Annotated in this window: 12 protein-coding genes and 1 pseudogene; 7 read left to right on the top strand and 6 right to left on the bottom strand. The window is 69.8% G+C overall.

The window, feature by feature from the left end; all coding sequences use genetic code 11:
- Positions 1–684 precede the first annotated feature (684 nt).
- Positions 685–1071 (bottom strand): hypothetical protein, encoded by a 387-nt coding sequence (locus ACFXDE_RS34380; RefSeq protein ID WP_380498414.1) that lies wholly within the window; start codon positions 1069–1071, stop codon positions 685–687.
- A 343-nt stretch (positions 1072–1414) separates the two neighbouring features.
- Positions 1415–1588, bottom strand: a complete 174-nt coding sequence (locus ACFXDE_RS34375) for a hypothetical protein (protein ID WP_380498413.1) — start codon at positions 1586–1588, stop codon at positions 1415–1417.
- A 24-nt stretch (positions 1589–1612) separates the two neighbouring features.
- Between ACFXDE_RS34375 and ACFXDE_RS34370 the strand changes: the two are divergent.
- Positions 1613–2062: pseudogene (locus ACFXDE_RS34370) on the top strand (hypothetical protein); the annotation flags it as partial.
- 319 nt (positions 2063–2381) lie between these two features.
- Here the strand turns inward: ACFXDE_RS34370 and ACFXDE_RS34365 are convergent.
- A complete protein-coding gene (locus ACFXDE_RS34365) occupies positions 2382–3113 on the bottom strand; it encodes a hypothetical protein (protein ID WP_380498412.1) in 732 nt (243 codons plus the stop codon).
- Between ACFXDE_RS34365 and ACFXDE_RS34360 the strand changes: the two genes are divergently transcribed.
- From ACFXDE_RS34360 to ACFXDE_RS34335, 6 genes are all read left to right on the top strand, one after another.
- A complete protein-coding gene (locus ACFXDE_RS34360) occupies positions 3090–4187 on the top strand; it encodes a hypothetical protein (protein ID WP_380498411.1) in 1098 nt (365 codons plus the stop codon). The two genes, ACFXDE_RS34365 and ACFXDE_RS34360, sit on opposite strands and share 24 nt — an antisense overlap.
- Positions 4188–4378: 191 nt before the next feature.
- A complete protein-coding gene (locus ACFXDE_RS34355; protein ID WP_380498410.1) occupies positions 4379–4747 on the top strand; it encodes a hypothetical protein in 369 nt (122 codons plus the stop codon).
- A 74-nt stretch (positions 4748–4821) separates the two neighbouring features.
- On the top strand, positions 4822–5055 hold the full coding sequence (locus tag ACFXDE_RS34350) for a hypothetical protein (protein ID WP_380498409.1): 234 nt from the start codon (positions 4822–4824) through the stop codon (positions 5053–5055).
- A gap of 352 nt (positions 5056–5407) precedes the next feature.
- The gene (locus ACFXDE_RS34345) at positions 5408–5926 is read left to right on the top strand and encodes a hypothetical protein (RefSeq protein WP_380498408.1); all 519 of its coding nucleotides are present in this window, start codon (positions 5408–5410) and stop codon (positions 5924–5926) included.
- A gap of 45 nt (positions 5927–5971) precedes the next feature.
- A complete protein-coding gene (locus ACFXDE_RS34340) occupies positions 5972–6151 on the top strand; it encodes a hypothetical protein (RefSeq protein WP_380498407.1) in 180 nt (59 codons plus the stop codon).
- Between the two features lie 170 nt (positions 6152–6321).
- Positions 6322–6765: a hypothetical protein gene (locus ACFXDE_RS34335; protein WP_380498406.1), complete on the top strand. Its 444-nt coding sequence runs from the start codon at positions 6322–6324 to the stop codon at positions 6763–6765.
- A gap of 195 nt (positions 6766–6960) precedes the next feature.
- Here the strand turns inward: ACFXDE_RS34335 and ACFXDE_RS34330 are convergent, their stop codons facing one another.
- The 3 genes from ACFXDE_RS34330 to ACFXDE_RS34320 all read right to left on the bottom strand — a co-directional run bounded on the left by ACFXDE_RS34330 (position 6961) and on the right by ACFXDE_RS34320 (position 11175).
- Positions 6961–7683, bottom strand: a complete 723-nt coding sequence (locus tag ACFXDE_RS34330) for a hypothetical protein (RefSeq protein ID WP_380498405.1) — start codon at positions 7681–7683, stop codon at positions 6961–6963.
- Between the two features lie 271 nt (positions 7684–7954).
- Positions 7955–8146, bottom strand: coding sequence for a hypothetical protein (locus tag ACFXDE_RS34325; RefSeq protein ID WP_380498404.1), 192 nt, complete (start codon positions 8144–8146; stop codon positions 7955–7957).
- Between the two features lie 434 nt (positions 8147–8580).
- Positions 8581–11175, bottom strand: a complete 2595-nt coding sequence (locus ACFXDE_RS34320) for a Helicase associated domain protein (RefSeq protein ID WP_380498403.1) — start codon at positions 11173–11175, stop codon at positions 8581–8583.
- Between the last annotated feature and the right edge of the window lie 632 nt (positions 11176–11807).

The raw sequence follows: 11807 nt of genomic DNA, 5'->3' as shown, positions 1-11807 counted from the left end.
GCCCGCCGGGGCCCACACCGGAGAATGCCCGAAGGCCGCCACCCCACAACAGGGCGACGACCTCCACAGCCTTTTCAGGGCCGCCGCAGCGTAGCGCGCGCCTCGGACAACAACCCGGTCCGAGACCGCCCCGAGGGGCGGGAAAGGGCGGGTAAGACCCCGGAGGCCCCGCTGAGCACTGCCCTCCCGCCGCCCGCTTCCCCGGCCCCACGCCGATCTGGGGCGGTAAGAGCGCACGTCATAGCTGACGTTGTGGGCGCTCGTCGTTCTCGTTGTGGTCTGTGCTGCGCCCGTGGTCTTGGTGACTGGTTGTCCCTGTCTAGACCGCGTGGCCGGAGGGGGTGTCGGTGGGGGCTTCTACAGTGGTGTGCGGGTGGGGCCGGAACCGGAGTGTCCTGCACTGGAGACGAAAAGGCAGACCTCCCGGTCTGCACGGGGGTGGCTACGGCCTAACCGGCGGCCGGGGCGAAAGGGCCCAGGGACGACTCGTCAGCACCGGCCCCACCCGTCAAGCCGCGCGCCTGCGCTGTACCTGGTCCGGCCGTCGTCCTCTGCGCCGCCGTCCCAGGTTGCCTGCCGCCCGTGCCGCTCGCTGGGGCGCCCGCCCGTCCGTCGTCTTTGCCGGCTCGCTCGCGTCGTCGTGAGCTGCGGTGGGCCCTCGCCCTACGGCCGGCTCCAGTGACGTCAGTTCGGCGCCCGGCCCGCAGTCATACCCTCGCCATCCTGGAACTCGATCAGCACCCTGCTGTCGGTGAGATAGATCCAGCACGCGGGCGAGACTTCCAACACCTCCCCCGCATACTCGGCCATCAGCCCGGCCTCCATCGCGACCGACGGCACCGCCAGATTGGACCAGAACACGACCACGAGTTCGCCGCTCTTGGCGTACGCGCGCACCATCCTGTTCAGCTGCCCGCTGTCGAATGCCTCGCACCGCTCGATCACCTCCGCCGCGTGCCAGTCCAGCCGACTCGACCCCACGGCCGGGAAACGGCCCAAGCTCAGCGAGGCGAATGCCGTGTCTTCCTCGTACGAGAGCAACATCACCGAGTCGCCAACGGCGTCCAACATCCGGGTGAGAGACCCAGCATGTGTTCCGTACATCTTGCTAGCGCCCACGATGCCCCCGACCACGTCCAACAGCGGTCCACGCTAACTGATCGACCGCCCATGCCCTACCCAAGCCGCAGGGCAGCTCAGGCTCCTGATCACACTGACCGCGACAGACCCGACGAATGTGGAGGCCGCAGCCCCAGTACGGGACGGCGGCCTCCAACGCCTCCGTAGGCCCCCGGCAGGCCAACGACACCAGCGCGACCCGGTACCGGCCTACCAGGTCTGGTTGTTCAGCCGGGTCCCGAGCGAGACGCCGTTCTCCTTGCGCGTGCGCGGGACCCGGACGTGCCCCTCGCGCTCAACGAAGGCTGCGCGTGCCGCCAGGGCCGGCACCGAACCGGTCGGCGCGCGAGACCTTCGGCTTCGCCGCGGCGGCTTGCTTGGCGGCCACCAGCTCGGCGTCGGCCTCGATGTCGAGCGCGAGACGACGGAGGCCGGCGGACAGACGGCGGAGGAGGGCGGTGCGGGTCACCGGCCGAGGCGGAGCTTGCAGGGTGAGGACCCGCCGCTGGACACCCATGTGCCTTTCGCGTTGCGCCAGAAGAGGCCGGACGGACCCGCGTACTTCCTCTTCGCGGAGCGTGATGCGGGTCCGGCCGGCCTGGTGCAGGTGCTGGAGGCGTGCGGCGCGCTGCTGGTCGCCATGGTGCGTACGACGCCGCCCCGGGTCCGCGCCCACCACGCCGCCGGGGTGTCGGATCCTGAAGGCTTCGCGGAGGTGGGGGTGGTAGAGACGCTGGTACACGTGCACGATGTGGCGGAAGGCTTCGGGCTTGCCTGGACCCCGCCCTCCGCTCTCTGCTCGCGGGTGCTCGCTCGTCTGTTTCCGGAGGCTCCGGGCGGCGCGGATCCCTGGCTCACCCTGTTGTGGGCCACCGGCCGCGCCGAACTGCCGGGGCACCCTCGTCTCACCACGTGGCGCTGGCACAGCAGACCGCGGTCATAGGAGGCTTCAGCCGCGGCCGGGCTGATGATCGCGCCCTTACCGCAGCGAGAGCGCACCGGGCCACCCGTCCCGACCGGCAACCCGGCGAACCTATGCGGTCACGGCACCCGTCAACAGCACCACGGCCACATACCTCAGCGCTGCCAGAGACGGCACATGACCACTACTCAACGCGACTGAGCCGTGACACGTTAGTTGGAACCAGTGAGGCTCGGCGAGCTGGTGGTCTACGGTCGATGGGACACGCTTGCTGGCACCAAGTGGTCACGATTCCTGCAGCCAACCGCGAGTTGTCAGTCTTCTCGGCACTGTTGCGCGCTTATGAGCACTCCCAGAAGAAGCGGCCTTCTCGGTGGTCGGGGCTGACGAAGGCGAAGCCGTACCCGTAGCCGAAGTTGAGGAAGTACGGATCATTCTTGCCCTCGCCGGCGTCACTGATCTTGAAGAGGAACTGCCAGGGGGCGTCGACCCGCGCCTCGTGGTTGGGGTAGCAAGCGGTGCCGCCGTAGTAGTCGTGCAGTTCCTCCCCATCGCAGTCGTCGATGTCAGGACCGTCGCCGCGCATGCCGCGCTGGTATGCCGCTTCCTCGTCGATCGTGCGGTCGACGTCGGGCGGCACCGGCTGAAGGTCGACGCGCCATTCGACTGGGATCTCGGTGTACCCGGGGCCCCAGCGCCACAGGGTCCGTCCACGCGTTCCGGGCGGGCCGATGGCGGCGAAGGGCGGGATGCGGCCGTCCGGTTGCACCAGCAGAACGGCCTCGCCGTCCTCCGGGTCGATTCCTCCCATGACGATGTGGTCCTCGTGGAGGAAGAGGTAGGCCAGCCGGAGTTCGGGACCGGGTACGGGGAACTGTCCGATGAACACCAGCGGTTCGCCGGACTTCGGATGCACCGGCCAGGTCGGCTCGGCGAGCCAGACGGGCTCGCCGCCGAACTTGGCCACCGGATCGGAGATCGGCAGCTCGGTGGCGCTGAGGATCATCTGCTGGCGTGGCAGGAAGGCGGCATCGTACGGCCCCTCCGCTTGCCCAGTGGGACGCGCGATCATGAGCGGACCCTATGGCACACCACCGACGAACCGTGCGGTCCGGTCGAGGCTCGGAGCCTCGGCTGCGGGGCCGCCCTGCGTGCCTCCGGCCCGGGCCGTCGTCCGGTCTACTGCGGCCGGGCCTGCTCGTCGAAGGCCTACCGGCGCCGGCGCGCCGAGAGCCAGCAGGACGCCGTCGCCGACGCCCTCATTTCCTCTCGCGTCGAAACCCTGGGCAGTCCGGAGGGCGGCGCCCGCGAGCTGATGGACCTCGCCGCGGCCGTCCAGCGCAGCGCCGCCCGCTACCTGCAACGCCTGGAGCAGGCCCGCCGCGGCGAAGGCGACGACCCCCGCTGCAACCAGGCCCTGCGATCGCTGGAGGCCGGCGTCACCGGGGCCACCCAGCGCCTGCTGCGCCAGGCCCACGTGCTGCGCTACGAGATGACGGCCGCCCGACTGAAGGCCGACTCCGCCGCCGCCGAGAATGCCGTGCCCACGCCGGCGGAATCGTCGCGCGTCGAAACAAGCGGCCTCGCCGGCCCAGCCGCACCGGCCGGCGGGACCCCCGCCGACGGCGCCCGATCCACCACCCCGGCCGCCGACGTCGACGGTGGCCCGAACATTCCGGCGGCCCGCCCCCACATTTCCACGCGCGTCGAAACAAGCCCCGGCGCAGCACCCGCCGCGGCACCCGCAGAAACCTCGCGCGTCGAATCAACAGACGTGGACCAGGCCGACGCAGAACCCCGGACCAGCGCCGTCGCGGTGGAAGAGCTGCGCCTGGCACTCGCCACCGAGCGAACCTCCGTCAACCCGCTGCTGCGCCGACTGGGCGCGCCGACCGGAACGCGCACCGCCCACGGCGGCACGGTGCTGGCCGAGAGCTGGGACGCCGAACCGGCCGTGCTCGCGGTGCGCCGGCCGGACCGGCGTCTGCTGGGCTGGATCGAACGCCGGACCAACGACACAGGATGGCTCGCGTTCATCGACGGCCGGGCCGTCGTCGACGCCGCCGACCTCGTGCCCTGGGTGGCCCAGGACGCCGACCACGCCATCACCATGCTCGTGGTGGCGGCCGACCAGCGAGTCGCCTGACCCCGCATCCTCGCCACGCACGAGAGGCCGCCCGCAGCAGTACAGGCTGTCGGAGTGGGGCGCCCCGAGAAGGCACAACTTGGCCGAGCCGCCCCCTCGTCTTTCCGCTAACTGCGGTGCACCGTGGTCTGTGCAAGCCAAGGTTCAGCGGTACACCGCGCAGCCCCGCTACGACGGAAGGAACCGTGTCCATGAATGTCCGCAAGCGCTGTACCACGCTCGCTGTCACCTTAGGGCTGGCAACCCTGGGCCTGACAGTGCCCGCTCCGGCCGCCAGTGCAGCGGAGCGAAACTACGAGGTCGTCGTCTGCTCAGATCACGCCTACTTCGGCCAATACGCGAACGTGGGAGGCTACAACCAGTACAACCAGTACGTACATACGCCGAACTTCCGGCTCGTCCCCTGCGGGCATCAGCCCCACTGGTGGTTCAAGCCGAACCAGACCGTGGAGATCAACGCCCAGAACGTTTCCACAGGCGAGTGGGAACGGCACTTCATGAAGCTCTCGAACTGCTGGCATTCCAGCCGGTCCCAGCTGGGCTGCAACCTTCCATACTGATCAACGCGTCTAAGCGGGCTGTCACAGCGACAGGGAGACCTGGACACGGCACGGACGAGTTCGGGTTCGACCTGGTGGAGGTGCGTCCGGAGCTGGGCGCCGGCCCGCTCGGCTGTGCGGAGTGCGCGCGGACGCTTCTGTTGTTCCAGGTGCTGGCCGGGCCGGGGCTCTCGGCGGCGCCGGGGGCGTGTTCGGCCTGCGGCACGCTCACGAGCGACGTCGCCGCCCTGGTCGACGTCCCCGCGACGGTCGACCTGCCCCCGCCCGGAGGCCCGCACCGGTCCACCGGGCGTCACCGCCGCCGGTGACAGCCGGCCCGGCCGGGCGGTTGCCCGTACAGGGGGCCCCGGGGTTGTCCCGGCCGGGGGCCGTACCCGGGCACCGAGAGGCGCACCGAAAGCAGGGGCACCCCCGCACGGCCCACCTCTGTTCACCAAGGTCGGACCCGTCGGGCAAGCCGATCAGGACGGACGACACCTCTTCCCACGCGACAGCCATGGAGAGGTACCCCGCCCACCCTCCGGCTCCGACGGGTCGGCAGCCCCCGCCCTAGCACGGATCCGAGCCCGGTGGTGCTGCCGAACGCAGGAAGCGATCGGCGGCCGCGGCTCTAGCCTCCGGTCCAGGAACGTGAGAACCGAACCCCTGGGGAGAGCCGCTGTGCCGTCCATCCGCAACCTCAACGCGTGCACCGAACCCGCCACCTTCAAGACCATCCGGCGCCGCGGCGGCGGCTTCGAGGCGTACGGCTGCCGCGCCCACCGGCGCAAGGTCGCCTACCTGGCCGGAGCCCACAGCCGCGGCGGCATGGCCCCGACCACCGAAGCACACCCGTGCGGCACCGTCGTCGACCACCGGCCCTTCGAACCGATCATGCGAGCGCACCACCGCACCTGGCTGCCCGACCTCGAACCGGTCGACGAAGCCGGGCCGCAGACCTGGGTCCACCGACTCCGCACCGCCCACGACCACCGCTACGCCGTGCTGGCCGAGCACTACCCGCACACGCTCGACCATCTCGACCTCGCACTCGCCCTGGCCGAATCGCTCACCGACCCGGACGAGCGCGACGACGACCTCGAAGCACGAGTCCTGGCCGCGATGGCCGCAGCCGAGACCGCCTACCGACAGACCATCATGCCGATGACCACCCCCGACCAGCCATGGAAGCGCCCGTAGACCGACAGGCCCGCCACCGAACGGGACCCAAGCACGGAAGGAGCAATGACATCCCTGGTCAGCACGCCTACAGTGGTGCGCCCGATCACCGAACGCTGGGAGGACGTCATGACCGCACGCGCGCGCAGGGACTCGGTGTGGGGCTTCAGCACACCCGACACGATCTGGGGCACCGCCGACTCCTCCTGGGGCATGCACGACACCCGGATCCCCGGCCGGATCTGAAGCACCGACCTCCCGGCCTCGCGCTCCCGGCCGGCCGGACTACCCACACCTTGCCGACCTCGCGGCCCGGGCGCAGCGGTCAGCGGCCGGACCCTCGGCCGCCCGAGAAGAGCTGACCGCTGACGCCGTTCCCGCCACCGTCGTCCACCGTGGTCGGTAGTGTGCGAGTCATGATGAAGAAGGCGGCCGACAGAGCCAGGGCCATTCGCCGCCGGCTGCGGATGACCTTCCGCCCGACGCCGCAGGAACTCGAGCGCTGGCGCGCCTTTCAAGCGGCCCTGGTCGCCGCCGACCGTGCGATCGTCCACGCCCTGGAGAAGAGCGGAACGGCCGGGCTGAGGACGTTGTATGCCGCCGACGTGATCGAGGCCGGCAGACAGTTGGGGACCGACGTCGCCGAGTACAACGCCCACGCAGCGCTCTACCGCCGGCTGGTGGCCCGAGGACTGGACCCCGCGGCACTGCCGCTGTGGGACTTCCACACCCCGACCCCGCTGCCCAAACAGGAAGTGCCCTGCGGCCAGTACGACCCGGGAATCCCCGGCCTGCCGTGGTGCCGACGCTGCGGATGGGAAACCGGGGACCACGTACCCCAGCCCGCGCCCACTCGTTGAGCACACCGAGCGTCCCGACCAGGGCGCGCGGCGATGCCCTGGCCTCACCGCCCGCCTCGTACACCCCTGCGGCGCCCGGACGCCGGCCAGCACCGCTGTCCGGGGCAGCCGGCCGTACACACCGGCCGCCCCGATCCGAGCCGAACACGCCGAAGGCCGTCACCCCGCGCGCAGGGTGACGGCCTTCCGCACTGCTCAGAAGCCGGGGTACTGGGGGCCGCCCGGGGCGATGAAGCGGGCGCCCAGGTTGTCGTTCGGGTTGAGGTAGACCAGCGCGGTGAACCACGCCGCGGCCGCCTTCGGGTCGCGGCGGCGCAGCAGGTCGGCGTAGCAGTAGAGGATGCGGTGGGCGGGCCGGTTGTCGAGCTCGCTGTAGAGCAGGACGTCGGTGAACGGCCAGGGCAGCGACTGCTGGAGGACGCACACCCCGGCGCGGGCCCACTCCAGCGCGGAGTCCAGCTCGCCGGGCACCTCGCCCTGGTCGTCCTCGTCGAAGCCGTCCTCCTCCTGGTGGAGGCCGGCCACCTCGTAGGCGATCGTGGCGTAGGCGTCCAGGTCCCTGGGGTGCAGCCGGCGGTCGCCGATCGTCACCGACGCCTTCTCGTACGCCGCCTCGTACGCCTCGCTGCTCTCCTCGTCCGGGGTCCAGACCCGTTCCATCCGCCAGGACTGGCGCACCGGCAGCTTAGCGATCCGCTTCTCCAGCTTCGACAGCTTGTCGCCGGCCTCGCGGTGCTCGGCGTAGAAGTCGGCGGAGTCGAACTCGTTGTACTCCGGGTCCTGGATCCAGGCCAGCAGCGGCCGGTCCAGCTGCGCGAGTGCCTCGGCGGCCAGGCCGGACGGCACCAGCCACGGCAACGTGCCCTCCAGGCTCTTCTCCACGGTCTTCGGGTCCTGGCCCACGGTCCTGTCGTCCATAACGGGGAGTCTCCAGGACGGCGCCGCACCGCGTGCCCGAAGCAGCAGAATTCACCGCCACGGAGCGCGCGGCAGGGTAGAGAAGCCCGAAGGCCGCCACCCGCAGGTGACGGCCTTCCAGTGCTTTCTCAGGGCCTCGGCAGCCTACCGCCGGGCGACGACATCAACCCTGATGGCGCTCGTTGAAAATCCCCACCCCGTGCTTGGTGGTGGGATAGACCTGCTCACCTCGATTCCCCACCCACACGGCTCATGACGTGTCCGTGGAACGTCAGGACGGCACCCGCCCCGCCGTCAGTCCCTCACCGTCCTGGAACTCGATCAGCACCCCGCTGCCGGTGAGATAGATCCAGCACGCGCGAGAGGCGTCAACGACCGCCTCGGCATGGTCGGCCACCAGCGCGGCCTTGCCATCGTGTTCTGGGACAACCTCGCCGCGCCATCGGTTGCACTGGACCGACATCGGCGTACAGGCGAACCATGCTGCGCAAGTGCCCACCGTCGAACCCCTCGCACCGTCCGAGCACCTCGGCCCCATCCCAGTCCAGCCGACTCGACCCGATCGCTCCGAAGCGGTCCAGACTCAGTGCCGCGAACGCCCGATCCTCCTCGTACGAGAGCACCATGGCCGAGTCTCCGACACCCTTCAGGACACCCACGATCTGCTCTGAGCACGTTCCGTACATCTCCCTGGCGCTCACGGTGCTTCCCGTCCCTGTCCTGGCCGACGTCAGGCTCCACGCCGTCGCCTCCTACCTCTCAGGCGGTTGCCCGCATGCATGCTAGTGAGTGCGGCGCGCAAGATCGACACCTTCCATGTATGTGCACTTACCTGGGGAGCGAAGAGCAAGCCTGGGGAAATTCGCGGATCCTCATCAACCCGGCCGGTACGGGCCGCTAGGCCCACTCGACGCCGTGCTCGGCGAGCTGCGCGAGCTGGCCCGGGGTCAGCTTTGCCCGGCGGGCCTTCTGGTTGTTGAGCCAGGTGCCCAGGGCGAAGTGCGACACCGCCACCTGCTCCTCACCTCCGGGGCCGGCCTCCATGGTCGCCACCGGCTCCTTGTGCGGGCGGGGCACCCGGGGATGCCGTTCCCGCTCGACGAACTGGGCGAGCGCGGCGACGCCCTGGGCGAACCTGTCGCCGCGGGACACCTTTGGCTTCGCCTCGGCGGCGGCCTTGGCGGCCACCAGCTCCTGGTCGGCCTCGATGCCGATCGCCGTCAGCAGGTCCCGCTGGTCCTCCTCCAGGCCGGGCCAGCCGGCCCGCTGCGCCTGCACCCAGCGGCCGAGTTGCTCGCCGTCGTACACCGTGTCCACCGGCAGGGTGGTCCAGTCGACCAGGCCGTCGGACTCCAGCCACCACTGCCGGGCGGTCGCGAAGGCGCGCTGCCAGGTGATCGGCCAGGCGGGGCACCAGAACGGGTCGATCTCCTCCAGCGCCCGCCGCCGCTCCGGCGTCAACGCCCCCGGCTCGCCTGCCGGCACCTGGGCCGCAGACCGCAGTTCGGAGAGCCACGTGCCGATCGGGTAAGAACCGACCGAGGCCCGCGCCGGCGCCGCCAGGCTGCCGCCGTGGCCCTTCGCCCACACCCGCGCCCAGTCCAGCCCGGCCTCGAACCGAGCATCGCTCACGGACCAGATCATCCCGAGCGCATCCAGCATCTCCACCCGGTATGACGCCAACTCACCAGCCGAATTCTCGCCGCGCCGGTCCGACAGCCACTTTCCGAGAGGATAATTCCCGTTTTCCCCGACAAGCGCGGAATAAGGCACGTCAAGACCGCCGGTCTCCTCGAACCATTTCCGCGCATGCCCGATCCCCTCACGCCACAACTGCGTCTCGCCGACCAGAACGCGGGACGCGATGAACAGGGCAAGCACGTTCTCGTCCACCGGCGACTGGAACCGCACCGGCAGCGTGAACGCCCCCGACCCGCCATCCTCACCAACCATGCTCTCACCAGGGCCGGAAGCAGCCTCGGCGCTGCGCCCCTTGGTCCGCTTGCCGGACTTCTGCGGCACTGCGAGGGCCTCAACCACCTTGGCGTCGTGCGACCTCAAAGCGGTAAGGATCTTGATCAGGGGCCCATACGAATCGGACTCCACAATGTCCCCCGGCTGCTCCCCGGGCTTGAGGAAAACCGGGACAATCAGGCTGGCAGTTTTTCCCTCGCCGGGCTGCATGCGCAGGGCCCGGCCGATGGCCTGGACGATATCAACCATGCTGCCCCTGCCTTGGAGAATAATCGAATCTGCATTCGGGATATCAACTCCCTCGCCCAGGACCTTACACTGGGAAACGATCCGATGCCTCAGTCCGTCGTCCTCCTTGCCCTTACCGAAGTCGCCGATGACCTCCTTGCGGAAATCCACGTCGTGCTCACCGGAGAGCCACTGCGTCCAGAACTCCGGCGGGTATTTCTGCGGGTTCTCGAAGTGCAACTTCTCGACGGTCTGGTTCAGCGTCTCCGAGAAATAGCGCGCCTCGATCGTGCGGCCGTGGAACGTGATGCACCGCTCCAGCCCCCGCTCGACCACGGTCTTGACCAGCCCGGCCTGGATGGCCGCGATGCGCGCGGCCGGCACCTCGTCCTCACTGCCGTCGGGGGCCTCGCCTACCCCCGGACCCCAGGGCACGCCCTGTGCCTCGGCCGCGGCCCGGTCGCCGAGTGGGTCGCGCAGCTCCAGGACCACGATCTCGAACGGCGCCAGGAGCTTCCTGTCGATGGCCTCGGCCAGGCCCAGGGAGTAGACGTGCGGGCCGTAGATCCGCTGGTCGTCCATGGACACCGCCAGCTCCTCCGGCAGCGGCTGATGGGCGCCCTCGCGGCCCTTGACGGGGCGCTTGGGCGGCGCCCAGATCCGCGGGGTCGCCGTCATGTAGAGCCGGCGGTCCGCGGGGATGGCGGCCTGGTCGTGCACCACGGTCCAGGTCTTCTCGACACTGCCGGAGGAGCGGTGCGCCTCGTCGCAGACCATCAGCCCGAGCGGGGGCAGCAGCTCGCCCTGGTGCTCCGCCCAGTACTCGTAGGCGTCGGCGACCGCGCCCACGGACGTGTAGGTGGCGAACAGGGTGGTAGGCCGGCGGTGCTTCGCGGCCCGGGACAGCCACATGCCGATCATCAGCGGGCTGGTGCTCGCCATCACCCCGAACGGCAGCTCCGAGTCGACCAGCGAGCAGATGGCGTGCATGTCCCCGGAGCGCCCGGCCGCCCGCCAGGCGCCGACCATCTGCACCAGCAGGTCCAGCGTGGGCACGACCACCAGCACCGTCCCGCGCGGGACGAGCTTCTGGCCGGCCGCAGCACCGACGTAGCTCTTGCCGGAGCCGGTGGCCATCTGCACCGTCACCCGCAGCCCGTTCGGAGCCGGGTGCCCCGGACGGGGCGTCAGGCCCCGCACGATGGCTTCCAGCGCCTCCTCCTGGTGCCCGCGCAGCGAGATGCCGGCGGCTGCCTGAGCGGCCTTCAAGCCAGGCTTTACGACATTCACGAAGACGTGTCTCCCCTCACTCATTCCCGGACCCACACCAGGGACCACGCGGGAAATGCTGACAGTGCCCTACTGATACATTCGATGGACGGCCCGAGAATCGAGGCGACCGGATATAGCGCGCGACAGAAGCGACTATCCGGCAGGATATCAGTCCCCGGCCGCAAATTCCGGTGAACGCCCGAAAAGCACGGGTCAGGACCCCACTTCCGGCGGGATCACCTGACGTCTGAAGACTGATACACTGGAGACCGTTGCTCACCCTCCGAGGGTAGCGCACCCCGACCCGCCGTGAGGCCGAAACAGTGGTCTAGACCGTGGACTAGACCAATCCAGCGGGAGTGAAGCCGACCCGCACGCGCCCCCGCGCGCCACCCTTCCCCTAGTCAGCCTGTCGTGAATCCAGCCAAATTCCCAGTTCAGCGATATGATGGAGCCTCAACCACTGGAGGGAGTGGAGCGAAGCGGAGTGACCGACTGGCCCGAGCGAAGCCGGGCCGACCTGACCGAAGGTCAGGTCACGGACACGCGGAGCGGGTCCGCCGGCCGTCCGAAGGACGGCCGCGAACGGAGGGCCGAAGGCCCGTAGGGACCCTGTCTCTTATAAACAAATACCAGCCCCCCAGTCGTTA

Source organism: Kitasatospora sp. NPDC059408 (genome assembly GCF_042751525.1).
Lineage (GTDB): Bacteria > Actinomycetota > Actinomycetes > Streptomycetales > Streptomycetaceae > Kitasatospora.
This window is presented reverse-complemented; position numbering and strand designations above follow the sequence as displayed.